At 68.6% G+C, this 25,064-nt stretch carries 21 protein-coding genes and 1 pseudogene; 9 read left to right on the plus strand and 13 right to left on the minus strand.

Annotated features, from left to right (window positions below; translation table 11 throughout):
• Positions 1-1,104: CocE/NonD family hydrolase (locus H5T77_RS20515; RefSeq protein ID WP_292652402.1), on the plus strand; the 1,104-nt coding region annotated here is incomplete at its 5' end.
• Between the two features lie 4 nt (positions 1,105-1,108).
• Here the strand turns inward: H5T77_RS20515 and purE are convergent.
• Positions 1,109-1,606 (minus strand): 5-(carboxyamino)imidazole ribonucleotide mutase, encoded by a 498-nt coding sequence (gene purE, locus H5T77_RS20520; protein WP_292652404.1) that lies wholly within the window; start codon positions 1,604-1,606, stop codon positions 1,109-1,111.
• A 133-nt stretch (positions 1,607-1,739) separates the two neighbouring features.
• Here purE and H5T77_RS20525 point away from each other — a divergent pair, with 133 nt between their 5' ends.
• Complete coding sequence (locus tag H5T77_RS20525; RefSeq protein ID WP_292652407.1) at positions 1,740-4,472, plus strand: SNF2-related protein; 2,733 nt, start codon at positions 1,740-1,742, stop codon at positions 4,470-4,472.
• 121 nt (positions 4,473-4,593) lie between these two features.
• Here the strand turns inward: H5T77_RS20525 and H5T77_RS20530 are convergent, their stop codons facing one another.
• The 4 genes from H5T77_RS20530 to H5T77_RS20545 all read right to left on the minus strand — a co-directional run bounded on the left by H5T77_RS20530 (position 4,594) and on the right by H5T77_RS20545 (position 8,211).
• Entirely contained in the window at positions 4,594-5,751 is a 1,158-nt protein-coding gene (locus H5T77_RS20530; protein ID WP_292652409.1) for a 5-(carboxyamino)imidazole ribonucleotide synthase, read from the minus strand.
• A 94-nt stretch (positions 5,752-5,845) separates the two neighbouring features.
• A complete protein-coding gene (locus H5T77_RS20535; protein WP_229788189.1) occupies positions 5,846-6,145 on the minus strand; it encodes a winged helix-turn-helix domain-containing protein in 300 nt (99 codons plus the stop codon).
• A 249-nt stretch (positions 6,146-6,394) separates the two neighbouring features.
• The gene (locus H5T77_RS20540) at positions 6,395-7,345 is read right to left on the minus strand and encodes an adenylate/guanylate cyclase domain-containing protein (protein ID WP_292652412.1); all 951 of its coding nucleotides are present in this window, start codon (positions 7,343-7,345) and stop codon (positions 6,395-6,397) included.
• A 62-nt stretch (positions 7,346-7,407) separates the two neighbouring features.
• The gene (locus H5T77_RS20545) at positions 7,408-8,211 is read right to left on the minus strand and encodes a biotin--[acetyl-CoA-carboxylase] ligase (RefSeq protein ID WP_292652414.1); all 804 of its coding nucleotides are present in this window, start codon (positions 8,209-8,211) and stop codon (positions 7,408-7,410) included.
• Between the two features lie 144 nt (positions 8,212-8,355).
• On the opposite strand from H5T77_RS20545, the gene H5T77_RS20550 reads away from it, so the two are divergent.
• The 3 genes from H5T77_RS20550 (at position 8,356) to H5T77_RS20560 (ending at position 11,735) form a co-directional block, all read left to right on the plus strand.
• Positions 8,356-9,963 (plus strand): acyl-CoA carboxylase subunit beta, encoded by a 1,608-nt coding sequence (locus H5T77_RS20550; protein ID WP_292652415.1) that lies wholly within the window; start codon positions 8,356-8,358, stop codon positions 9,961-9,963.
• A 166-nt stretch (positions 9,964-10,129) separates the two neighbouring features.
• The gene (locus tag H5T77_RS20555; protein WP_292652417.1) at positions 10,130-10,345 is read left to right on the plus strand and encodes an acyl-CoA carboxylase subunit epsilon; all 216 of its coding nucleotides are present in this window, start codon (positions 10,130-10,132) and stop codon (positions 10,343-10,345) included.
• Between the two features lie 43 nt (positions 10,346-10,388).
• Entirely contained in the window at positions 10,389-11,735 is a 1,347-nt protein-coding gene (locus H5T77_RS20560; RefSeq protein WP_292652419.1) for a hypothetical protein, read from the plus strand.
• On the opposite strand, the gene H5T77_RS20565 is transcribed toward H5T77_RS20560, so the two are convergent.
• Complete coding sequence (locus H5T77_RS20565) at positions 11,702-13,009, minus strand: hypothetical protein (protein ID WP_292652421.1); 1,308 nt, start codon at positions 13,007-13,009, stop codon at positions 11,702-11,704. The genes H5T77_RS20560 and H5T77_RS20565 overlap by 34 nt on opposite strands.
• Positions 13,002-13,556 (minus strand): SigE family RNA polymerase sigma factor, encoded by a 555-nt coding sequence (locus H5T77_RS20570; RefSeq protein ID WP_292652422.1) that lies wholly within the window; start codon positions 13,554-13,556, stop codon positions 13,002-13,004. The genes H5T77_RS20565 and H5T77_RS20570 overlap by 8 nt, the downstream gene beginning before the upstream one ends.
• A 111-nt stretch (positions 13,557-13,667) precedes the next feature.
• On the opposite strand from H5T77_RS20570, the gene H5T77_RS20575 reads away from it, so the two are divergent.
• From H5T77_RS20575 to H5T77_RS20585, 3 genes are all read left to right on the plus strand, one after another.
• Positions 13,668-15,347, plus strand: a complete 1,680-nt coding sequence (locus H5T77_RS20575; protein WP_292652424.1) for a DUF885 domain-containing protein — start codon at positions 13,668-13,670, stop codon at positions 15,345-15,347.
• A 114-nt stretch (positions 15,348-15,461) separates the two neighbouring features.
• Positions 15,462-16,666, plus strand: a protein-coding gene (locus H5T77_RS20580) for an IS3 family transposase (protein WP_292652426.1) whose coding sequence is annotated in 2 segments (ribosomal slippage) — positions 15,462-15,746 and positions 15,749-16,666 — 1,203 coding nt in all. Because the reading frame shifts where the segments join, the coding sequence is not laid out codon by codon here.
• A gap of 32 nt (positions 16,667-16,698) precedes the next feature.
• Positions 16,699-17,229, plus strand: coding sequence for an IS30 family transposase (locus H5T77_RS20585; protein ID WP_292652428.1), 531 nt, complete (start codon positions 16,699-16,701; stop codon positions 17,227-17,229).
• Between the two features lie 106 nt (positions 17,230-17,335).
• Here H5T77_RS20585 and istB read toward each other — a convergent pair whose 3' ends face one another.
• Both istB and istA read right to left on the minus strand, forming a co-directional pair.
• Positions 17,336-18,133 (minus strand): IS21-like element helper ATPase IstB, encoded by a 798-nt coding sequence (istB, locus tag H5T77_RS20590; RefSeq protein ID WP_292652430.1) that lies wholly within the window; start codon positions 18,131-18,133, stop codon positions 17,336-17,338.
• A pseudogene (gene istA, locus H5T77_RS20595) lies at positions 18,133-19,772 on the minus strand (IS21 family transposase). The gene istB and the pseudogene istA overlap by 1 nt, the downstream one beginning before the upstream one ends.
• 339 nt (positions 19,773-20,111) lie before the next feature.
• On the opposite strand from istA, the gene H5T77_RS20605 reads away from it, so the two are divergent.
• Positions 20,112-21,509 (plus strand): IS1380 family transposase, encoded by a 1,398-nt coding sequence (locus tag H5T77_RS20605; protein ID WP_292652434.1) that lies wholly within the window; start codon positions 20,112-20,114, stop codon positions 21,507-21,509.
• Between the two features lie 155 nt (positions 21,510-21,664).
• On the opposite strand, the gene H5T77_RS20610 is transcribed toward H5T77_RS20605, so the two are convergent.
• From H5T77_RS20610 to H5T77_RS20625, 4 genes are all read right to left on the minus strand, one after another.
• Positions 21,665-21,985: a hypothetical protein gene (locus H5T77_RS20610; RefSeq protein ID WP_292652436.1), complete on the minus strand. Its 321-nt coding sequence runs from the start codon at positions 21,983-21,985 to the stop codon at positions 21,665-21,667.
• Positions 21,982-22,419 (minus strand): transposase, encoded by a 438-nt coding sequence (locus tag H5T77_RS20615; RefSeq protein WP_292652437.1) that lies wholly within the window; start codon positions 22,417-22,419, stop codon positions 21,982-21,984. Before H5T77_RS20615 ends, H5T77_RS20610 begins: the two co-directional genes overlap by 4 nt.
• Before the next feature lie 357 nt (positions 22,420-22,776).
• Entirely contained in the window at positions 22,777-23,976 is a 1,200-nt protein-coding gene (locus tag H5T77_RS20620; RefSeq protein WP_292652439.1) for an IS110 family RNA-guided transposase, read from the minus strand.
• A 490-nt stretch (positions 23,977-24,466) separates the two neighbouring features.
• Positions 24,467-25,064, minus strand: a 598-nt coding sequence (locus H5T77_RS20625; RefSeq protein WP_292652441.1) for a TetR/AcrR family transcriptional regulator, incomplete at its 5' end; no start/stop codon positions are given.

The following is a 25,064-nucleotide window of genomic DNA, read 5'->3' on the forward strand; positions in this document are numbered from 1 at the left end:
GGCGACATCGGGCAGATGGGGCTCAGCTACGGCGGCCACGCAACCCTGCTCGCCGCGGTGAACCAGCCGCCGAGCCTTCGCGCGATCATCCCGATCAACGGGCTGAGCGACTGGTACGAGAACACGATCTACCGCGGCGGGATCCCCAACGCCCAGATCCGCAACTGGCAGGCGGGCACGGCCCCGGGCACCCTCGTGACCTATCCGCAGCACCCGACGTACGACGACTTCTGGCGCGGTCGCAGCGTCAAGTCGCGTTGGGACCGGCTCGCCGTGCCCACCTTGGAGATCAACGGCTGGTACGACAGGTACCGCGACGGGATGGTCGGCAACTTCCTCGCCCAACCCGACAACGTCTGGCTCGTGTCCGGACCCTGGCAGCACGGCTACCCCGAGGGTCAGCACGCCGACATCGGCCGCGGCGGCTATCTGGCTTGGTGGGACCGTTGGTTGCGGCAGGACCAGAGCGCGCCGCTGCCGAGGGCCAAGGTCACCTCCTACGAGATCCCTGAAACGGGAGCGGGGCCGGGAGCCGGTGAAGGGTGGAAGCAGTACGCCCAGTGGCCGCCCGCGGGGACCGACGAGGTCGACCTGGCACTCAGTGCGGAGGGTGGTCTGCGCCCCGGTGGCGGCCGCCCCTCGATGCGGGAGTTCTCGGTCAACACCGAGACCACGGCCCCGGAGGCCCACGAAAGGCTCCTCTTCCGCAGCCGACCCGTGGCACAGGACGTGGTCGTGGCAGGCAGCATCGAGGCGACGATCCGGGCCTCGTTCACCGCCACCGAGGGCCACCTCGCGGTCGTCGTCTACGACGAGCGGCCCGATGGCACCCGGACCCGAGTCACCGAGGGCTGGCTCAAGGCCAGCCACCGCCGATCGCACGCCGAGCCGCTGCCGGTGCGACCGGGCCAGACGTACGACCTCGGGGTGCACGTCTGGCCCACGCACTACCGCCTGGCCGCCGGGCACCGGCTGGCCGTCCGCCTCTCCAGCGACGACCATCCCGAGATCGACTCGGTGGCCCCGCCCGGAGACGTCTCCGTCGAGGTCGGCGCCCGTGGATCACACCTGACCGTTCCGGTCCTCGAGGGCGTGCTCCGCTGAGCACTCAGGATCGAGTGGCGTTGCGGACGACCTCGCCCTTCGCGGCCGCGAGCTCGGCCAGGGACTTCTCGTACGCCACCAGCTTCTGCTGAAGCTCCGGGTCGGAGACGCCGAGGATGCGGGCAGCGAGGATGCCGGCGTTCTTGGCGTTGCCGATGGCGACGGTGGCGACCGGGATACCGCCGGGCATCTGGACGATCGACATCAGCGAGTCCATGCCGTCGAGGTACTTGAGCGGCACCGGGACACCGATCACGGGCAACGGGGTGACGGAGGCGAGCATGCCCGGGAGCGCGGCGGCACCGCCCGCGCCGGCGATGATCACCGAGAGACCGCGACCGGCGGCCTCTCGGCCGTAGTCGAGCATCTCCTGCGGCATCCGGTGCGCCGACTTCACGTCGGCCTCCCACTCGATGCCGAACTCGTCGAGAAGCTCGGCTGCCGCCTTCATCGTCGGCCAGTCGGAGTCGGACCCCATCACGATTCCCACGCGTGCACTCATAGGGACAGGCTATGTGGCGTCCCACGTCGCGGTCGTCATCGGTCCGACCTTCGCCCGTCATCTCGATGTCGGTGCTGCCCGCTAGGGTCATCCGACGCCCGCCCGCAGTCCCCCGCGAACCCCACAAAGGCAGATGGATCCAGCTACGAGCACCGATGTCGTCGTCAGCGCGCCACCGACCCGGACCACCGTCGAGCGGTTCACCGGTCTGAGCAAGGCGGAGCGCAAGGCGCTCCCGTCCCGGCTGCGGCAGGTCTCGTCCTGGTCCAGGCAGGCGGCGTCGGCGACCGGGGCGCGGGCCGAGATCGAGCGGGAGGCGGCCGCAGCGGTCGACCACTACCGGGCGAGCGCGGCCGAGCTGAAGCGGGCGGCGCAGGTGGCCTGGCGCAGCATCGCGCTCGACCGGAGCGACGGCCCGCGGCTGGCCGCGATCGCGCGACGTCACGCGCTCGGCCCCGTCGGCGAGGCCACCCAGGAGCTCGTCGCCGCGCTGGCCGATGTCGCCGGCGACGTCGCGCTGGCGAAGAGGGCCTACGGCGCGCGGCGCCTGCTGCTGCGCTCGAGCCGCCGAGGGGAAGCGGAGCTGGCCGGCAGGCGTGTTCTCGATCTTCACCGATGGGCGAGCGAGGCGGAGGCGACCCGGCTGCTCGGTGAGCTGGCCAGAATTCCCGACCGGCGCCGAGTCCGGATCCGCGAGGCCCTGCTGCCGAGCGTCGGCCTCCTGCCTGCCCTCGAGAGCCTCGGCTCGGACGCGGTCCTCTCCCACCGCAAGGGCATCCTGGTCCTGCGCAACGAGGGCGAGGCGCTCAACGAGGCCAGGCGCTCCGAGGAGCCCGCTCGCCGGGCCGCGACCGAGGCCGGCAACGCCGTCAGGAGCGCTGATACCGACACCGCGGTCAGGTCGCTGCCGGTGGAAGAGCTAGCCGATCTCGTACGCATCGAGCCTCTCCTCGAGGCCGGGATCCGCACCGTCCACGAGGTGATCCGCCCGACCTCTGACCTGCGCGAGCTGCCCGGCGTGGGGCCTGCCACTGCGATGCGCATGCAGGAGGCGGCGCAGGCCCTGTGGCAGCGCACCTATGACGAGATGCCGCTCGCCATCGACAACGAGGTCCGCACCCCGGCCGCCACCAGGCTGCTGGCGCGGCTGGCGGAATGGGAGGCTGGGCGGCGTACGAAGGATGCGGGGGCGGAGCTGGCGCTGGTCCAGTCGCTGCGGCCGCTGACCCAGTCCCTGACTCAGCCGTCCAGGGGCGGCGCGAAGTTCTACCTGATCCTAGCCGGCGCAGCCAGTCTCGACGACTTCCAGGGCGCGCTGCGCGCGATCGCGCATCGGGCCGAGATGGCGCGCCGGGTGCGTCCGGGGAACCGGCCCGCCGACCCCTGGGAGGACTTCCAGAAGCGACCGGCCGACTACTACGCGATGCTCTCCGAGCTCGGCTTCCTCACCGAGGACGAGGACAAGATCCACGGCGACCTGTCGGCCGAGATCGTTGAGGCGGTGCGCGCACAGGAGCTGCGCACCAACAACCTGACCGCCTCGCTGCGCGGCTATCAGCACTTCGGCGTCCGCTTCGCGCTCGTGCAGATGAAGGTGATCATCGGCGACGAGATGGGCCTCGGCAAGACCCTCCAGTCGCTGGCGGTGCTCGCCCACCTTCACGACATGGGCGCGTCGCACACGTTGGTGGTCTGCCCGGCCGCCGTGGTCACCAACTGGGTGCGCGAGACCGACTCGAAGACGACCCTGATCCCCCACCGGCTCCACGGCAACCGGCGGCTGAAGGCCGCCAAGGTCTGGGTCGAGCAGGGTGGCGTCGCGGTCACCACTTACGAGACCCTCAACGCGATCCAGCCGCTACTCGACCAGGTCGAGGTCGCCTGCGTCGTGGTCGACGAGGCGCACATGATCAAGTCGCCCCGGACCCAGCGCACCGAGCGCGTACGTCGGGTGCTGGACTCCTCCGAGCGCGCCATCCTGCTCACCGGGACCCCGATGGAGAACCGCATCGAGGAGTTCCGCAACCTCGTCTCCTATCTCCGCCCCGACCTGCTGCTCTCCGCGGACGAGTTCAACCCGCACCGGTTCCGCAAGCAGGTCGCGCCCGTCTACCTGCGCCGCAACCAGGAGGACGTGCTCACCGAACTGCCCGGCCTCGTCGAGGTCGAGGACTGGCTGCCTCTGTCTGCGGCCGACGAACGGGCGTACGCCGCGTGCGTCCGCGACGGCAACTTCATGGCGATGCGCCAGGCCGCGATGCTCCAGGGCATCTCGTCGGCGAAGGTCGAACGACTGGTCGAGATCGTCGGCGAGGCCGAGGAGAACGGCCGCCGCGTGATCGTGTTCTCCCACTTCAGGAAGGTCCTCGACGACCTGGTCACGCTGCTCCCGGGCGACGTCTTCGGCCCGCTCACCGGGTCGGTGCCCGCCGAGGAGCGCCAGCAGATGGTCGACGCGTTCTCCGCGGCCGGCCACGGCGCGGTCCTGGTCAGCCAGATCCTCGCCGGCGGCGTCGGCCTCAACATCCAGTCGGCCAGCGTCGTCGTCATCTGCGAGCCCCAGCTCAAGCCGACCATCGAGTGGCAGGCGATCGCCCGCGCCCGCCGGATGGGCCAGCTCCAGTCGGTCCAGGTCCACCGCCTGCTCTCCGAGGTCGGCGTCGACCAGCGCATCCACGACATCCTCGCCGCCAAGGCCGAGCTCTTCGACGACTTCGCCCGGGTCAGCGCCACCGCGGCCAGCAGCCCCGAGGCGTACGAGACCTCCCACCCCGACGACGCGGTCACCGCCCTCGCGGCCGAGGCCTCCGACGCCGAGATCGCCCGCGACGTCGTCGCCACCGAGCGCCACCGCCTAGGCATCTGACGCCGGCCGAGGCTTCAGGCACGTCGGCCGAGGCGTCGCTCCCGCTGGCCGAGTTGGCACAGGTGTGACCTCTCGACCGACCGGAGTGACGTCTCGGCCGTCGCGGGCGACTTCTCGGCAGCTAGTCGGAGTCGTTGCCGAGATCGCCCTGGAACCAGTCGGCCGCGTGGCGGGCGCGCTCGAGGCAGTCCTCGAGGTCGTCGCCGTAGACGTTGACGTGGCCGACCTTGCGCCCCGGGCGCATTTCCTTGCCGTAGAGGTGGACGCGGAGGTGGGGGTCGCGGGCCATGGCGTGCGGGAAGCCGTCGTAGAGGCGGCCGACGTTCTCCTTGGTCGAGCCGAGGATGTTGACCATCACCGACCACTTCGCCCGGGGCGCGGGCGAGCCCAGCGGAAGGTCCATCACCGCGCGCAGATGGTTCTCGAACTGCGAGGTGACGGCACCGTCCTGGGTCCAGTGGCCGGTGTTGTGGGGACGCATGGCGAGCTCGTTGACCAGCAGCCGGCCGTCGACGGTCTCGAACATCTCGACCGCCAGGATGCCGACGACGCCGAGCTCGCCCGCGATGCGCAGCGCGATCCGCTCACCCTCGACAGCGAGCTCGGGCGAGAGGTCGGGCGCCGGAGCGATGACCTCCTTGCAGACGCCGTTCTCCTGGTAGGTGTGCACGACCGGGTACGCAGCGGCCTGGCCGCTCGGCGAACGGGCGACGATCGCGGAGAGCTCCCGGCGGAAGTCGACCAGCTCCTCGGCCAGGACCTGGACACCCGCCTCCTCCGCGACGCGGAGCGGCTCGGCGACGTCGTCGACGCCGCGTACGACCCAAACACCCTTGCCGTCGTAGCCGCCGCGAGTGGTCTTGAGCACGCACGGGAACCCGAACGACTCGATCTCGGCGACGGAGGAGACGATGGCGTTACGCGGGCACGGGATGCCGAGCTCGGTCAGTCGGGCGCGCATGACGCCCTTGTCCTGGGCGTGCACGAGCGCGTCGGGCCCCGGCCGGACCTCGACGCCGGCGGCCGAGAGCGCGTGCAGATGCTCGGTCGGGACGTGCTCGTGGTCGAAGGTGACCACCTCGCAGCCCTCGGTGATCTTCTTCAACGTGTCGAGGTCGCGGTAGTCGCCGACCATCTGGTCGGGGATGACCTGAGCTGCCGACACACCCTCGCCCTCGGCGAGGAGCCGGAGCGGGAGGCCGAGCGCGATTGCGGGCTGAGCCATCATGCGGGCCAACTGGCCGCCGCCGATGATCGCAAGTGTCGGTGCGAGGGTCACGACGACAGGGTAATAAGCCTGACCTGCCGGGGCCGATTTCGCGGATCCCCCTCACGCAATCCGCGAAACCCGACTCCCGGCAGGTGAACGAAGGTCAGGCCTTCTCGAAGCGCAGGCCCTTGCCGCGCAGCGTGGTGATCAGATGGGGCTTCCGAGGGTCGTCGCCCAGCTTCCGACGCACCCATCCCAGGTGGACGTCGATGGTCTTCGACGAGGTGTAGAAGGTCGCGTTCCACACGTCCCTCATCAACTCGTCGCGGGAGACGACGTTGCCAGCCCTCTTGATCAGGGCATGAACCAGGTCGAACTCCTTGCGAGAGAGCGTCAGCTCCTCATCGTTCCGCCATGCTCGCCGCGTCTCGGGGTCGAGCTTGATCTCCTGTACCTCGATCATGAGATCGACATTAGGGAGGTAAAGAGCCCTTGGCAAAGGATTGCACGATATTGCCAGTGACATTTTCATGCCACAGTGCAACGAATTGGGCATGACAAACGTGCACCCCCGAATGGCGCTCTCCACCATGCCCATGAAGGCACCGTCAGGTAAAGCAGTGAAGACATGCCGTTGGTCTACTGTTAACTAGAACGGAATGTGAACAGATCCGCGAAACCGCAGGTCAGAAGCGTCCTGGACGGTAACGATTCAGACACGACGGACGGCAACGGGCTCCACGATCCCGAAGCCCCGAACCGGTCGGGCGGCCAGTCGCCGGGTCTCGAACTCGTCCTCGGGCATGGACGCGGAGGTCGCCTCGTCGACGATGATCCGATTGCGGCGGGCGACAGCAGTCAGCCGCGCTGCCATGTTCACCGGCGGCCCGAAGACGTCACCCAGACGCGAGACGACGTTGCCGGAGGCCAGCCCGACACGTACGTCCGGCATCCGCGGGTCGCGGCCGATCACGTTGATGATCCCCTCGGCGGTGCCGTAGGCCTGCAGCGGGTCGTCGTTGACGAAGAGCACCGAGTCGCCCAGCGACTTGATGATCCGTCCGCCCCAGGTCGCGACCACGTCGGCGCACCGCGATTCGAAGAGCTCGACCAGGTCGCCGATCTTCTCCTCGGTCAGCGTGTTCGACAGCGCGGTGAACGAGACGATGTCGGCGAACCCGACGGTCTGCCAGACCGTGCCGAGCTGCTCCTCGGGTCCGGCGATCGACGCCTCGGCCCGGGCGAGCGCGGCGCGCATGTGCCGCCGCCAGGCGAAGATCATCATCTCCTCGAAAGCGCTCTCGAACTGCTCCGAGACCGAGACGGTCGCCTTCAGCATTTCGGCAGGCGTACGGTCGTCCTCGTCCTGCGTCTCGACGTGGTGCAGCAGCGCGGAGACCTCGTAGTCGGAGAGTCGCGCCATCGACTGTCCGATACCGCGGGTCAGGTTGACGACCAGGTCGAAGCTCACCAGCCCGTTGCCGGCGATCTCGTTGGCCTTGGCGAGGGCGTTCACGTCGGCCTCGTCGAAGAACGCCTCGTCGTCCCCGATCTCCGGGAACCCCAGAGCGCGCCACAGACGTTTCGCCTGTTCCAGGCTCACGCCTGCCTTCTCGGCGACCTCCGCCGAGGTCAGGTTGACGGGCTGCTTCGATTTCGCCACGAACCGATCATGCCATCCGGCTCGTCACGAACGCCGGTCACGAGCCCGGTCGAGCGTCCCGGTCACGACTGCGGACGGAGCCGGGCGTGGATCACGTCGCCCGCGCCGACCACCCGCGGCCCGTCGCCGGTCGCGATGACCAGCCGGCCGAAGTCGTCGATCGCGGTGGCCGTGCCCTCCCACACCTCGCCGCCCGGCAGCTCGGCCCGCACCTGCTCGCCGACGGTCACCGACAGCTCGCGGTAGCGACTGGCGAGCTCTTCGGGCTCCGACCCCCAGATCTCGTACGCAGCCCCCAGCTCCGCCAGCAACGCGGCCAGCACCTCGGTGCGATCGACGGGTCCGCCGCTCTCCAGCTCCAACGAGGTGGCGTTCTCGATCGGCAGCTCCTCGCGGGTCTGCGAGGTGTTGAGCCCGAACCCGATCACGGCCGCCGCCCCCTCGCTCGGCCTCGCTCCGGTCGTCTCTATCCGCTCGATCAGGATCCCGCACACCTTGCGACCCTCGATGAGCACGTCGTTGGGCCACTTCAGCCCCGCTGCGTACCCCATCTTCCGCAACCCGGAGGCGACGGCGACACCGGTCATCAGCGGCAGCCACGGCCACCGCTCCACCGGGATCGACGGGGAGGGCCGCAGCAGTGCGGAGACGGCCAGCGCCGAGCGCGCCGGGGTCGTCCAGCCCCTGTCGAGCCGCCCCCGGCCCGCGGTCTGGTGCTCGGTGGTGATCACCAGACCCGGCGCCTCGCCCGAACGCGCCCTCGAAGCCAGCACGGCGTTCGTCGAGGGCGTCTCGTCGAGGATCTCGACCCGCCAGCCGCCCGGTAGCGCACGGAGCCGGGCGTGGTCAAGTGACGGGCGTCGCATCGCAGATGGTGGCACGGGCATTAGATTGGCCTCCGCACCGCCCGAAGTCCAAAGGAGCAACGTGAGCGAGCGTCAGCGAGCAACCCATCAGATCATCACGCGGCCGCGTCCGTATATTGGCGCTTGCGCTACGGAGGTGGCCGCGTGAGCGCCGAAGCAACCCCTCAGCCCGAGATCGACCTGCACACCACCGCCGGGAAGCTGGCCGAGCTGGAGCGTCGTCTCGACGAGGCCGTCCACGCCGGCTCCGCCAAGGCTGTCGAGAAGCAGCACGCGAAGGGACGCCAGACCGCCCGCGAGCGCATCGAGATGCTGCTCGACGAGGGCTCCTTCCAGGAGGTCGACGAGCTGGCCCGTCACCGCTCCACTGCGTTCGGGCTGGAGAAGAACCGCCCCTTCGGCGACGGCGTGGTGACCGGCTACGGCACCATCGACGGCCGCCAGGTCTGCGTCTTCTCCCAGGACTTCACCGTCTTCGGCGGGTCGCTGGGTGAGGTCTACGGCGAGAAGATCACCAAGATCATGGACCTCGCCATCAAGACCGGCTCCCCGCTGATCGGCATCAACGAAGGTGCTGGCGCGCGCATCCAGGAGGGCGTCGTGAGCCTGGGGCTCTACGGCGAGATCTTCAAGCGCAACGTCCACGCGAGCGGCGTGATCCCGCAGATCAGCCTCATCATGGGCAACTGCGCCGGCGGCCACGTCTACTCCCCGGCCGTCACCGACTTCACGATCATGGTCGACAAGACCTCCGGCATGTTCATCACCGGCCCCGACGTCATCAAGACGGTCACCGGCGAGGACATCACCATGGAGGAGCTCGGCGGCGCGCTCGCCCACAACTCCAAGTCGGGTGTGGCCCACTACATGGGCTCCGACGAGGAGGACGCGATCGAGTACGTCAAGGCGCTGCTCTCCCACCTCCCCTCCAACAACATGGAGGAGCCTCCGGCCTACGACGAGGCCGCTGACCTGGAGATCTCCGACCTAGACCGCGAGCTCGACACCTTCATCCCCGACGGCGGCAACCAGCCCTACGACATGCACGAGGTCATCTCGCACATCGTCGACGACGAGGAGTTCCTCGAGGTCCAGGCCCTGTGGGCACCCAACATCATCATCGGCTACGCCCGCATCGAGGGCCGTCCGGTCGGCATCGTGGCCAACCAGCCGATGCAGTTCGCCGGCTGCCTCGACATCGATGCCTCCGAGAAGGCCGCCCGCTTCGTACGCACCTGCGACGCCTTCAACGTCCCCGTCATCACCTTCGTCGACGTACCCGGCTTCCTGCCCGGCACCGACCAGGAGCACAACGGCATCATCCGCCGCGGCGCGAAGCTGATCTACGCCTACGCCGAGGCGACCGTCCCGCTGGTCACGATCATCACCCGCAAGGCCTACGGCGGCGCGTACGACGTGATGGGCTCCAAGCACCTCGGCGCCGACATCAACCTCGCCTGGCCGACCGCTCAGATCGCGGTCATGGGCGCCCAGGGCGCGGCCAACATCGTCCACCGCCGCACCCTGGCCGAGATCGAGGCCGCCGGTGGCGACGTCGAGGCCAAGCGCGCCGAGCTCATCGACGAGTACGAGACCACGCTGGCCAACCCCTACATCGCCGCCGAGCGCGGCTATGTCGACGCGGTCATCCCGCCCCACGAGACCCGCGCCGAGGTCACCCGCGCGCTCCGTCTCCTGCGTACCAAGCGCGAGACCCTCCCCGCGAAGAAGCACGGCAACATCCCGCTCTGAGTTGGCCCCGAAGCGAAGCGAGGGGCCGACGAAGAGCGGATAAAGCCGAGTCGGCGCAAACGGACCGCAGCGAAGCGAAGCGAGCGAGGACCGGATTGCGCCGACTCGGCGGTATCCCAACCCAAGCACGACGCAACCCGAATCAAGAACGAAAGGTGGTCACGGAATGACCGACACCAAAGAGCAGAAGCCCCTGCTCAAGGTCATCGACCAGAACGCCACCCCCGAGGACGTGGCCGCGATCGTGGCCGTCTTCTCGGCCCTGGGCTCGGCGGGCGAGCCCCCGAAGAAGAAGCCGCGCTCCCTCTGGGCCACCCCGCAGCTGCGTACCCCTCTCCACCCCAGCCCCAACGCCTGGCGCGCCAGCGGTCTGCCTCGCTGAGGAGGGCCGCGATGTAGTACGGAGCTCCTGACAAGATGGCTCCGTGATCACGCTTTCTCGGCGATATCTCCTGGTCACCCTGGCATGGCTGGTGACCCGGGGATGGCTGGTGATCCTCTACGGCTTCCCGGCCGCGGCGGAGGGCTGGTTCGACTGGTGGGGCGCCGAGTGGGGCGTGGTGGGCGACGTCAACTACTACCGCGAGAGCCTCGACGCGCTGGCCGCTGACGGGACAGCGCAGACGCTGGTCGAGTATCCGGTGCCGGCGCTGCTGCTGCTCTGGGTCCCGTACGCGGCGATCGGCCTGTTCGGCCTGGGTGGCGATGCCTACATCGTGGCGGTGCTGGCGATGGCGGCGCTGACCGATCTGCTCTTCATGATGCTGCTCCTCCTCAACCGCCGCGGGGAACGCCCGCGGTTCGGGGTCTCCGGCGCGGAGGCGCTGTGGCTGGCCGCGATCCCGGCGCTGGGGGCGACGGCGTACGCCCGCTTCGACCTCTTTCCCGGGATCATGGTCGGTCTGGCGGTGCTCTATGCGGTCAGGAGGCCAGGGGTGGCAGCGGCGTTCGCGGCGTTCGCGACCGGCGCGAAGTACTGGCCGATCCTGGTCATCCCGGCCCTGGCGGCCGTCCGCACCACCCGCCGACGGGTCATCCTGACCGTCGCCGGCACCGGACTCGCGCTCGCCGGGGTGAGTCTGATCCTCGGCGGCTGGGACCGGCTCTGGACGCCGCTGAACTATCAGGGCGAGCGGGGGCTTCAGATCGAGTCGGTCTTCGCGACTCCGGCGATGGTCGCCTGGGGACACGACGGCCCGGCGAGCGGCCATGCCATCGACTACACCGAGTGGAAGGCCTACGACATCAGCGGGCCGATGGTCGAGCCGCTGCTCCTCGCCGCGACGGTCGCCTCCGTGGTCGCCGGGGCGCTCGTCATCGTCTGGTGGGTCCTCGCCTGGTGTCATCTCCACAACGGCGAGCGGAGCGAAGAGACGATCGTGTGGCTGGTGCTCGCGACGGTGGCCGCATTCCTGGTGACCAACAAGGTGCTCAGCCCGCAGTACATGCTCTGGCTGCTCCCCGCCGCCTCCGCCGGGCTGGTCCTGCTCCGCGGCAGCGCCCGCGTGCGGCTCGGGGTCTGGTCGGTGGTGCTGGTCGCGGTGACGCTGCTGACCCACGAGATCTTCCCGCGGATGTACGGCTACATGCTCACCTTCGACGACATCGGCTCACCGTGGATCACCGAGGTCCTGGCCTGGCGCAACGGCCTCCTCGTACTCCTCTTCCTCTACGCCGCCTGGCGCACTACTCGGTTGCTGGCCGCCCTTCCCGAGCGAGGGCGGCCAGCAACCGAGGGTCAGGAGAGGCAGACCTTGGCCACGTCGTCCTGAACCGAGTAGATCGTGACCGGCGCCTCGGCGAACACCGGACGACAGGCAGCCGCGGTGAGCTCGTGCACGGTGATCCCGTCGTAGAACCCGTGGTCGGCGCAGTTCTCGTAGTTCACGTAGACGTCCTTCGGAGCGTCCCCGTCGCGGGAGATCCGCAGGATGACGTACGCCGTGACCGGCTGCCCCGGCGCACAGTTCTGCGGCGTGTTGGGACCGGAGCGGCGTGGCGCGCTCCGGATCGCCTCCACGAGGCCGGCCGCGGCGGTGTCGGTGATCTCTCGCGAACCGGTCAGCGATGCCGATGACGGCTCGTACCGGCAGATCGCGATCGAATCCGGGGCATCGCCCTCCAGCGGCGAGGTCGACGGTTCGGTCTTCGGGCGGACCGGGTCACCCTCTGCCAGCGGCGAGGCGGTCTCGCAGCCGTAGGGGTCCTTCGGTGTCGTCCGCAGCGAGCCCTTGACCTGGTTGTTGATCTCGTCGTCACCGGGACCGGTGAGGATCGTCGCGTACGCGTCCTCGATCTGGACCCGGGTCAGCAGCCAACCCTCGTGCTCCCACGAACCGGTCTGGAGACCGGCCCCCTTGCCTGGCTTCTCGATCAGGACGTAGGGCTGCCACAGCGCGAACGGCACCTTGCCGAACTGGGGCGGAAAGTCGCGGTCGCTGGTCTCGTCGCAGGCGATCTTCGGCACCGGCTGGTTGGTGATGTTCGCGACGTAGGGCGTCCGCGGAACGGTGTCCCACCGGTCACCCGGCTCCGCGATGCACTCCGGCAGCGCCGGCGCCGTCGCGTCGGCCCACTCCTCCGGCACCTGGAAGGCGATGTTGTAGCGGACCGCCCAGCGGTTGCCCTCAGCGGGTGCGGGCAGGTCGGTGCGACCGGGCTCGCGGTAGGTGCCTTCGGGGACTGCCCCTTCCTGATCGGCGAGCGCCTTGGGTGCGCCGCCGGAGTCCTCGGCACCGGAGGCGTCGCTCGCCGCCGTGCTCTCGCCGCCGCTGCCATCGGTCTGCAGGTTGGCCACCACGCCACCCAGACCGACGACGGCCAGCACCGCGGCGGCCGCGGCCAGGATCCATGGGGCTCGGCGGCGTACGGGTCCCTTCGGCTCGTCCTGCTCGATCTGCTCGTTCTGTTCCGTCTCGTCGGACACGTCGCGCGTTGCGGTCGTGTCAGAACCCCCGGGGATCGCGAGCTCCCGCGGCTCGAAGCCGTCGGCCGCGCGGGCCAGGGCGGCCCGGAAGGCCCGCTCCTCGCGCTCGAAGTCACTCATTGTCAACCCCCTCGTTCATTCCCTGCTTGTTCGATCCCTGCTCGTCCAGACCCTGCTCTTCCAGACGCCGTCTCAGCTTGGCCAGCGCCCGGTGCACATGCGACCGGGCAGTCGCCTCGGCGCAGTCGAGCACCGTCGCTATCTGCGCGAACGACAGGTCCTCGTAGAACCGGAGCACCACCGCCGCTCGCTGGTTGGACGGCAGCGTCTGCACCAGTGCCCACGCCTCGTCCGCGTCGCGCTCCTCGGGGCCGGGCTCGTGGCTGGTGGCCATGGGCTCGACGTCCTCGACCAGCACGAGCCGGCGCCGCTTGCGCCAGCCGCTGATCGACCCGTTGACGATGCTCCTCTTCACGTACGCCTCCGCCGTCCCGGACGCCGCCAGCGACTCCCACCGCGGCAGCGCACGGGCGAGGGCGTCCTGCACCAGGTCAGGGGCGTCGGAGTTGTTGCCGGTCACCAGGTAGGCGAACCGCTGCAGCGCGGGCCCCCTCGAGGCCACCCAGGCCCCGAAGTCTGGCTCTCTCTCCTGCTCATCGGCATCCACGGACACCTCCTCTGGCACGTTCACACACCTCCTACGCGAAGTCTGACGTGTTCGTTGCGTGTGGCCCGGAATTGAGTTGCCCCGACACGTCGCGGTCCTAGGGTTGGCCGGGTGACCCGTGACGTAGACGCCCGCACCGACCGCTATGTCGAGGAGCTCTGCGCCCTCGACCCGCTGACCGCGACGTACGTCGGTGTCGCCGGCCACGACGCCGAGCTCCCCGACCTGTCCCCCGACGGGATGCAGGCGTTGGATGATCTCAACCGGACGGCCTATGCCGACGTGGCTGCGATCGAGCCGGTCGACGAGCGTGAGCAGGTCGCCAAGGAAGCGTTCCTGGAGCGGACCGGCCTCGACATCGAGTTCGCCGACGCTCGGCTGGACCGGAAGTTCGTCTCGGTCATCTCCAGCGGCATCCACAACCTGCGTGAGGTCTTCGACCTGATGCCGACCGACACCGAGGACGACTGGGCCGCGATCGGTGCGCGGCTGGCGGGGATGCCGGAGGCGGTCGCGGGATACACAGCGACGTTGCGCGAGGAGGCGTCGGCAGGCCGGGTCTCCGCGACGGCTCAGTACGCGAAGGTCACCGACCAGATCCTGGGCTGGACCGGGCAGAAGGGAGCCGGAGCCTTCTTCACCGGTCTGGTCTCCCGGGCCCCGGACGGCACTCCCGCGTCCCTGCGCGCGGAGCTCGAGGCCTCGGCTGCGAAGGCCAACGAGGCGTTCGCCGAGTTCGGTCGCTTCATGGCCGACGAGCTCGTTCCCGTCGGGCTGCCGAAGGAGGCCGTCGGACGCGAGCACTACCAGCTCGCCTCGCGCCGCTACCTGGGCGCCGAGATCGATCTCGAGGAGACGTACGCCTGGGGCTGGCAGGAGCTCGAACGGCTCTCCGCCGACATGGACGCCACCGCCGACCGGATCCTGCCGGGTGCGAGCCTCGCCGAGGCCGCGGCCCATCTCGACAAGGACCCCGAGCGCCAGCTGACCTCGACCGACGCGCTCAAGGAGTGGATGCAGACCACCGCCGACCGGGCGATCGCGGAGCTGGCCGAGGTGCACTTCGACATCCCCGAGCCGGTCCGGCGGATCGAGTGCATGATCGCGCCCACCTCCGACGGCGGGATCTACTACACCGGACCCTCCGAAGACTTCTCCCGTCCCGGCCGGATGTGGTGGTCGGTGCCCGAGTCGGTCACCTCCTTCGGCACCTGGCGCGAGCTGACCACCGTCTACCACGAGGGCGTACCGGGTCATCACCTCCAGGTCGCCCAGACCGCCTACCGCGCCGAGCTGCTCAACCGCTGGCAAAGGCTGATGTGCTGGGTCTCGGGCCACGGCGAGGGCTGGGCCCTCTACGCCGAGCGGCTCATGGACGATCTCGGCTACCTCGACGACCCCGGCGACCGCCTCGGCATGCTCGACGGCCAGTCCTTCCGGGCCGCCCGGGTGATCATCGACATCGGTATGCACCTGGAGCTGACGATCCCGAAGGACAACCCCTTCGGCTTCCACCCGGGCGAGGTCTGGACCCCCGACCTCGGCCGCGAGTTCATCGGACAGCACTGCCTGATGGAGGACGCCTTCCTCGACTTCGAGGTCGCCCGCTACCTCGGCTGGCCGGGCCAGGCGCCGTCCTACAAGGTCGGTGAGCGGATCTGGCTCCAGGCCCGCGACGACGCCCGGGCTCGTGCGGGTGATGCGTTCGACCTCAAAGCCTTCCACCGCGCCGCCCTCGACCTGGGCTCGCTCGGCCTCGATCCGTTCCGGGCGGCGCTCGGGAGGTTGTAGGGGGCTGGTCAGGGGCTTTTGGTCGTACGTCCCGGGTTCACACTTGGGACTGCTGCAGGGGTAGGTGACATCTGATCTGTGGTGCCGAGAGGTGCTGCTGGAAGGATGTGTGCTGTGCCCAAGCCGTACCCCAAGGAGTTCCGTGACGATGTTGTTCGTGTCGCGAGGAACCGTGAGCCTGGTCAGCAGTTGAAGCAGATCGCTGCTGACTTCGGGATCAGCGAGTCGTGTCTGACCAACTGGCTGCGGCAGGCCGATGTCGAGGACGGGGCCAAGCCGGGGACCACGTCGGCTGAGAACGCTGAGTTGCGTGAAGCGAAGCGCCGGATTCGGTTGCTGGAGCAGGAGAATGAGGTGCTGCGTCGGGCCGCGGCCTATCTCTCGCAGGCGAGCCTGCCGGGAAAATGATGTACCCGCTCGTTCGTGAGCTCGCTGCTGACGGGATCCCCGTCGCGGTGACGTGTCGGGTCCTCAAGATCGCTCGCCAGCCCTACTACCGGTGGCTGCGCCAGGCTGTGACGCCCGCCGTGCTGGAAGAGGCCTACCGAGCCAACGCGCTCTTCGATGCGCACCGTGACGACCCCGAGTTCGGTTACCGGCTCCTGGTCGACGAAGCCGGTGCCGCCGGGCTGCAGATGGCGGAGCGGACCGCGTGGCGGATCTGCTCGGTCAACGGCTGGTGGAGCGTGTTCGCCAAGCCCAAGCGTGCGAAGTCGAAGAAGGCCGGCCCACCGGTCCACGACGACTTGGTCGCGTTCGTCGATGAGCACGGTGTGACCCGGCACCGGTTCGATGCGGACGCCCCGAATGAGTTGTGGTTGACCGACATCACCGAGCATCCCACCGCCGAGGGCAAGCTCTACCTGTGCGCGGTCAAGGACGTCTATGCGAACCGGATCGTGGGCTACTCCATCAGCGACCGGATGAAGTCCAAACTCGCGGTCAACGCACTCGAGAATGCGGTCCGGATGCGCCAGGCAGCGGGTGAGGACGTGGCCGGTTGCATCGTTCATTCCGACCGAGGCAGCCAGTTCCGCAGCCGCAAATTCGTCCGCGCGATCAACCGCCACGGGCTGGTCGGATCGATGGGTCGCGTCGGCGCGTGTGGCGACAACGCCGCCATGGAATCGTTCTTCAGCCTGCTCCAGAAGAACGTCCTGGACCGCAAGGCGTGGCAGACCCGCGAGGACCTCCGCATCGCGATCGTGACCTGGATCGAGAAGACCTACCACCGCCGACGACGACAGGCGACCCTGGGACGTTTAACGCCCATCGAGTACGAGACAATCAAGACCACGCCAGCCACTCAGGCTGCGTGACCCAACCTGTCACCCGAACCTGCAGCAGTCCCATGCTCACCATCCATCACCGACCCTTCCATCCCGACGACCGCAGTGAGGCCGGACATTGGGAAGGTGACTTGATCATCGGACGGAGCCAGGCATCCGCCATCGGTACCCTCGTCGAACGGCAGTCGCGGATGGTACGGCTACTCCACCTTCCTCAGCGTGACGGCGACGCTCTCCGCCAAGCGCTTTCGGTGCGGATGGGTGACCTGCCGACCGGGCTCCTGCGGTCGATCACCTGGGACCAAGGGACCGAGATGGCACGCCACCACCTCATCGCCCAGGACCTGGGCGCGCCGGTGTACTTCTGTGACTCCCACTCGCCGTGGCAGCGCGGCTCGAACGAGAACATGAACGGGCTGCTGCGCGACTACTTCCCCAAGGGCACAGATCTGAGCGTCCACTCTGCGGAGCACCTTCTGACCGTCGAGGACGAACTCAACAACCGCCCCCGAATGGTCCTGGACGACCGCTCGCCAACCGAGCTATTCGAGGCCCTGTTAGCCTCAGAAAGTCCGTCAGTGTTGCGACGTTGACTAGTGTCAAGGGACATCGGGACTTCCCTCTGGGCGGACGGGTTTGATCCCTGCTGGCGGACAGTTCATCTCCCTGTCCGCGGACGGCTGATCTCCCTGTAGGTGGTCAGGTCAAGGGGATCACCCCTCGTCCGGTGGTGGCCTCGCTCAGCCGTAGTGAGGTGCCCTCGGTGGTGATGACGTGGGCGTGGTGCAGGAGCCGGTCGACCGCGGCGGTGGCCAGGGTCTTGGGCATGATGGTGTCGAACCCGGCGGGGTGGATGTTGCTGGTGATGGCCAGGCTGCGGCGCTCGTAGGCGGCGTCGACGAGCCGGTAGAACGCCTCGGCGGCTGCTTGCCCGCTGGGCAGCATGCCGATGTCGTCGACCACGATGAGCTCGGCGCGGGTGATCTTGGCGATGGTCTTGCTGATGGACCCGTCGGCCGCGGCACGGCCCACGGCGGCGGTGAGGGATTCCAGGGTGAACCAGGACACCCGCATCCCGGCGTCGATCACGGCGTTGGCGATGGCTTCGACGAAGTGTGTCTTCCCGGTCCCGGACGGGCCGGTGATCGCGAGGTTTTCCGCGCGGCCGATCCATTCCAGGGTGGCCAGTGCGGACTGGGTGGGGGCGGGGATGGACGAGTCGGCCTCGCGCCAGGACGCGAATGTCTTCCCCGCGGGCAGCCCGGCCTGTTTGCGGCGGTTGACGCGCATGGTCTCGTCCCGGCCGCGGACTTCCTCGGCCAGCAGCACCCGCAGCACCTCGGCGGGGTCCCAGCGTTGGGCTTTCGCGGTCGCGATGACCTCGGGCGCGGCAGCACGCAGGTAGGGCAGCCGCATGCGTTTGAGCAGGTCAGTGACCTCATCGGGCAGCGGTGGCGGCGTCGGTCCGCTGGTCGTGACGGTCCTTGCAACGCTCATCAGATCGTCTCCTTGCTCGTCGGCTGGCTGCTCGTCGGCTGGCTGCTCGTCGGCTGGCTGCTCGTCGGCTGGCTGCTCGTCGGCGGGATCGCCGTGTGAATCGTGGTGTGGATGGTGGTGAAGCCAGCCCAGGCGTTGGTGCCGGGCTGCGCCGAGTAGTCCTCATCAGCGACGACCAGGTCGCTGTGATCGGGGTCGACGGCGTAGTAGTCGACGATCGCGGCCAGGTCGGCCTCGGCGAACCGTCCCGCTGCCGCGGCCACACCCAGGGCGTGATCGACCCTCGATGGGCCGAGGAGTGCGGCCAGCTCGACCGCGTCGGCCATCTTCGCCCGGATCCGCACGGTGCCGACGGCCGATGCCTCGACCAGCCAGGTGTGCGCCCCGTCGCCGATGCCGAGGAACGCGGCCTCGGCGGCGGACCGCGCCCGTGGTTGCGGCGTCTTCGGCGACCCATCGGGGTCTTGAGGATGGCCCGGGTAGTGGGCCAGGTCGATCCGGGGCGACCCCGGCGTCGACGTGGCGTGCCGAGCGACCTCGACCAGCCCACGTCGCCCGACCGCCCACGCTGGGGCGACCGGCAACGCGTCCAAGTCGGCCACGATGACGAGCTCGTTGCCCGCGACCCGGACCCACACCTCGGCATCGACCAGCCCCGGCGGGGTCGAGTAGCGCACCGAGTTGTGCCGGATCGTCTGATCGGTAGCCACCTTCCGGGTCAGCCCCAGCGCCATCGTGTGTGGCGCCGATGGCAGCGTGTGCAACCGCGCCAGCTCATCGAGCAGAGCATCGACAGGGACCCGGTTGGTCTCGCGATGGCGACGGCCGTTGACCTTGCCCATGAACTCCACGCACGCCACCTCGAGCTCGGCAAACGAGTCATAGGCCGGCAGCAAGTTCGCGTCGGTGGGCACCAGATCGGCCTTGCTGATCCGCACCGTCGCTTCCGAACCACCCTTGGACTCGGGGTCATACGGGACGCAGGTGTGGACCTGGGTGCCGTAGTGACGGCCGACCTCCACGATCTGCGGGTGCCGCACCGCCACCCCGGCGACATGCTCGACCGACACCGTCTTGGCATTGTCGGTCAGCACGAAGGAGGGCACCCCGCCGATCGTGCGCAGCGTCTGGTCCAAACAGGCCACCAGCCCGGGCAGCTTCAGGTCCCACACCGGGATCACCACCCGGAATCGCGACCACGCCAGCCACGCACAAAACAGCCACGTGACCTGCAAAGACCCATCCGGCCCGGGCACCTTGGGGCCCTGGCCCCAGTCGAACTGCAGCCACCGGCCCGGCTCGGTGATCCACGGCCGATACGTGCGCCGCTGCCCAGCCCGCCACGCCCGCTTCGCCTCAGCGACCGCCCGCCGAGTGGTCCGCTCATCACCGGCGAACCCCAGCGCCACGAGCCGCTCGTGGACCACATCGGCGCGGATCTGCCCCGCGATGCCTCGACCAGCTCCTCGATCTTCGGCACGAACGGATCCGTGATCCGCTCCCGCCGCGACGGCCCGGTCACCGGCAACCCCGCCTCACGTGCGGCGACATAGCGACGCACCGTCTTCGGATCGACCCCCGCGAGCTGCGCCGCCGAATGCGCGCTGCCCGTGGTGTCGAACGCCTCCAAAATCTCCATGATCTCCCTGTCAGACTTCTTCACGCGGCCCCTCCCGGTCGGTCCTGCTCGCTGGTGGTCGAAGACCTCGAGCAGAACCCCGGAGGGGCCGTTCCGACGGGACCGACACGAGAACGCATCGCCCCCACGACATCCGCTAGCGACAGGGAGATCAGCTGTCCGTCAGCAGGGAAGTCCGTGTCCGCCTACAGGGATTTTCGCGTGTCCGCTGACAACTAGCCTCGATGATTCACGGCGTGAGCGTGTGATCGGCGTGTAGAAACACCGAAGTGCCTCCTGAACAGGAGAAACTTGTACTTGCGAAGGAACAAGATCTCCGGTTCGGAAGGCACTTGGTAGGTGAAGCATAGAAGATGGTCGACCGGTCTGGTGGTGACCGGCGATGGCTCGGGCGTGGCAGCCCACGCGGGCAGTGCCGCGGTACGCCTGCTGGCCGACAAGGTCGGCCTGACCGACGAGCTGTCCAAAGCGCTGACGCGGTGCTCGAAGACGCCACGGCATGACCGTGGTGGCGTGTTGCGTGATGTCGCGGTGATGATCGCTGATGGTGGCGAGGCGATCGCGGACATCGACGTGCTGCGTCACCAAGACGACGTCCTCGGTCGGGTCGCATCGCCAGCGACGGTGTGGCGGATGCTCGATGAGCTGAGCCCGGGCCGGATGAAGAAGATCGCGACCGCTCGTGCTCGGACCCGACGCCGAGTCTGGGCCGGTCTGCCGGACGGTCTGCCTCGGTCGCGGGTCGCTGGCAAGCAGCTCGATGCGGGTGTGGTGGTCCTCGATGTCGACGCGACGATCGTGGTCGCTCACAGTGAGAAGGAGCAGGCAGCGCCCACGTTCAAGAAGACCTTCGGTTACCACCCGCTCGGGGTGTGGTGCGACAACAGCGGCGAGTTCCTTGCCGCGATGTTGCGCACCGGGAGGGCAGGGTCGAACACCGCAGCCGACCATGTCGCCGTGTTGAGCGAGGCGATCGCGCAGGTCCCCGGGACCCATCGCAAGCATCTGCTGATCCGCTGTGACGGGGCCGGTGCCTCCCACGAGCTGGTGGCCTGGCTCCAAGACCAGAACCAGGTCCGTGGCCGCCGGGTGGAGTACAGCGTCGGGTTCGCGATCACCGACCACATCCGCACCGCGATCAACCTGGTCCCGAAGAAGACTTGGGTCCCGGCCATCGACGCCGACGGCGAGGTTCGTGCCGGTGGCGACGTCGTCGAGATCACCGGCCTGCTCGACCCGGAACTCCTCGCGAAGTGGCCGAGCGGGATGCGGGTCATCGTGCGCCGCGAACGACCTCACCCGGGCGCCCAACTGTCGCTGTTCGAGGAAGCCGACGGCTGGCGCTACCAGGCCTTCGTCACCAACACCAAGCGCGGCCAACTGGCGTTCCTCGAAGCCCGACACCGTGCCCACGCCCGGGTCGAGGATCGGATCCGGCACGCAAAAGACTCCGGACTCGGCCGGTTCCCGTCGCGGGAGTTCGCGATCAACACCGCCTGGCTCCTGGCCGTCCAGATCGCTGCCGATCTGATCGCCTGGCTGCGCTTGATCGGCCTGGACCAGACCGCACTGGCATCCGCAGAACCGAAGACGCTGCGTTACCGACTGCTGCACGTGCCCGCCCGCCTGACTCGTTCAGCCCGACAACGACGGCTGCGGATCCCCGCGTCGTGGCCCTGGGCCGACGATGTCGTCAAGGTCTTCGCCCGCATCGCCGCGATCCCTCAACCAACCTGACCCAGACCGTTCCATCCACGACCCCGAGGAACCCGGAGAACCGCAGCCCGGCAGCGCCAGCCGACGCTCCTGCATGCCCCGGACCCGATTCGCCATCGTCACCGGCAATCACGCCACCAGACTCAACGCGAGCTCACCTCGATGAAAGACCGAGGCTAGAAAACACCTGCCCGAACGTGGTCAGTTTGAAGCCCAGCGACCGGCGCATCTGCAGGTAGACCCTCGTCGAGCTCCCGGGCCCAGATCTGGCCGATCGAAAGGTCCGCGTAGGCGGGGCTGTTGATCAACGTCAACACCGCCGCCCGCTCGGCGGCCGACAAGGCCTGGCCGTTGTCCGGAACCACCCGCGCAGGCGGTGGACCGTGCACCGGTCCCCGGGCGTGGCGGTAGTGGGTGGCCCGGGACCGGCCCACCAACACACACGCCTTGGTGGTCGGCACCGCCGCGGCACGCAGCTCGACGAAAGCGGTGCTCATCGCTTCCTCGACGACGTGCTCGTGTCCGTGCTCTCGGAGACGGCCTCCAAGAGCCCTTGCAGTTTTCCCATGATCTCCACCACCGCCTGCGACTTGGCCAACTCGCGCGCCAGTCGCTGGTTCTCGGCCCGCAGCCGGGCGGGATCATCCTTTCCGCCCGTCGACCGATGCGCCCGCCGCGGTGCCGAGGTCCCACGAGCCAGTGCCTCCCGAGCCGCAGCCCACCGACGGACCTGAGACTGGTACAGACCCTCACGCCGCAACACCGCGGACTTCTCGCCGTGCGGGGCCGCCTCGTACTCCGCGACCACCCGGGCCCGGTACTCAGCGGTGAACGTGCGACGGAACGGACGCGCCGACGGATCGATTGCTGTTCCTGCCTGGTCGACCACGCGATCATCGGCGCCGGGAAGGCCTGGAATGCTGCTGCTCACGAGACTGTCTCCTGTCATGCACTCACGGGTATACCCGGGGCTCCGGGATGTCTCAGTGAAGCCTGACAGGGAGGGGGCGCTACGCGGAAGGTTGATCGCTGGCCCGGTCGGAGGAGAGAGTGCCCCAGCAGTTCAGCGGTGCTTCATGTGCTTCTTCCTCTGGAGGCACTCGGGCGCGCCCTAGCGTCGATCGTGCCGCCGGTCTGCGAGCCAATGCTCGCTCCCTACGCCGGGGGCGAGGGGACGCTCGGCGAGTTCGACCGGGCGCACCTCAAGCAAGTGTCGTCGTGATCTCCGGCGTGGCGTCCTCGCGTGTTTCAGATCGGAGGAGAAGGTAACGTGTCCCTATGGTCTTCGTCAAGCCGCAGCGGGTGTTGATCGGTCGTCGTAGAGGGTGCCGTGTTTGAGCATGGCGTGGAGTACGTCGATGCGGCGGCGGGCCAGGCACACGAGTGCGGCGTTGTGCTTCTTGCCCTGTGCTCGTTTGCGGTCGTAGTAGGCCCGGCTGGCGGGGTGGCGCAGGGCGGCGAACGCGGCCAGGAAGAAGGCGCGTTTGAGTTGCTTGTTGCCGGCCCGGCTGGGGTGTTCGCCGCGGATGCTGGTGCCGGATCGGCGGGTGACGGGGGCGAGTCCGGCGTAGGCGGCCAGGTGGCCGCTGGTCGGGAACGAGGTGCCGTCACCGACTTCGAGGAGGATGCGGGCTCCGGTCCTGACGCCGATGCCGGGCATCGACGTCAGGACCTTGGCAAGAGGGTGCGCATCAAGCATCTCCTCGATCTGCGCCGCCGCGGCCGCGCGTTGGGCCAGCAGCCCGGCCAGTTGAGTGGCCAGCTGTGGCAGGACCATCTCAGCGGCACGGGTGCCGGGCACGGTCACGCTCTGCTCAGCCAGCGCTTGCTGCACGGCATCGACGAGCGCCTCATACGTACGCGGTGCGCGGGTCTTCGTCGCAGCGATCAGCTGGCGGCGGGTCGCGGCGGCCAGGCCTGTCGGGCCCCCAAACCTCATCAGCAGCTCGAGGACCGCCGGCCGTTGGATCTTCGGGCCAAGGACTCGCTCCAACCCGGGGTTGACCTGGGTCAACAGGCCGCGGATGCGGTTGCTGATCCTGGTGACCTCACCAGCGAGGTCGTCGTCGTAGCCGACGATGACCTCCAGATCGGCCAGGGCTTCGTCGCCGGTGTCGACCCGGCGCAGCGCGTGCGGCATCGATCGGGCTGCCTCGGCGATGATGTAGGCGTCGCGGGCGTCGGTCTTGGCGTTGCCCGGGTGCAGGTCCGCGATCCTGCGCATGGCCAGCCCGGGCAGGTAGGCCACGTCGATGCCCAGGGCCCGGGCAACCGCGACCGCGAGCGCACCGATCGATGCGGGCTGGTCCACGACCACCAGCACGCGGCCGTGTTCGGTCAGGGCCTGGAGCAGGTCACGGATCTTGTCCTCGGCCTGCGGCAGCGGCTTGTCGTGGACCCGGCTACCGGCCGGGTCCAGCCCGGTGGCGTGGTGCTCCTCCTTGCCGACATCGAGGCCAAGGAACACGGCGTAGTCGGGTCGATCCATCGTCTACTTCCCCTTCGCGTGCGGCGACTGGTCGCAAGTCTGGCGAAGGATGCCGGCACCCACGTTACGAAGAGACCTACCGTCCTCGACGAGCACGTCGACGTGCCGGTGGCCCTGTCCCTATCAGCGGTCGTCCCACGCCCGCCGGTCCCGGTGACAACACCCCCCGGATCATGCCTACGACAGGGGCAGTCAGTCATGCCGGAACCGGCGACCAGAACCCCTTGTCTCTGGGGTCACGAAGAAGGTAACGGGGCAGCAACACCACCCGTCCGGTCACGATGCCAGCATCCGCGGTGACACCCTCGTGTCGAGGCCTGAGGGGCGGCCGATCTCACGCATCTGCGCCTGAGCGGTCAACCTGGTCGGCGCACTGGGCGTATGTCGACGAGGCAGCCAGTAATAGAGGTCGACCCATCGGCGACTCGCGCGGTTCAAGAGGCTCCGTCGCTACGTCACCGAGCACCTGTTGAGCGACGGCGAGTTCATCTCAGGCGCCGTCTTGGTCAATTGCCGGAAGGGGACCCGACAGCATCGCCAGCACTTGGCGGGCTAGGTCCTCGGGCGTGGTAGATCCCAGTGGGTCATACCACCGGAAGAGGCTGGTGAGCATGGTCAGGGTTAGGTTTGCCAGGACCGTGACATCCGCTTTCGGCTGGAGTTTCTCGGTCTTGCGGTAATCATCGAGGAGCTCGGCGAAATCGTGGGTAACGGTGTGGGACCAGGATTGGAAGGACTGGAGTGTGACCTCCGAGAGTTCCGGTTGTTCACCCCAGACGGTGGCGTAGAAGACACGTTTGCTGGTCGCTGACTCGATATGGAGGTTTACGACCGCCCGAACCTTCTCGCGGGGCGAGAGGGTGCTGGTGAGCAGGTCCTGCAGCGTCTCGCCGAGCTCCTCCGTGACGTGCGCCACCATCTGGTCCAGGAGCCACGCCTTGCTCTCGATGTACTTGTAGATTGTCGGACGGGAGATCCCGGCCTCGAGGCAGATGTCGTCGATGGTCGAGCTTCGGTAGCCCTTGGTCTGGAATACGCGAGCGGCGTCTTCAATGATGTCAGCCTTGGTCGTCGCACGTTGCCTGGCC

This window comes from Nocardioides sp. (assembly GCF_014360585.1).
Taxonomy (GTDB): Bacteria; Actinomycetota; Actinomycetes; order Propionibacteriales; family Nocardioidaceae; genus Nocardioides.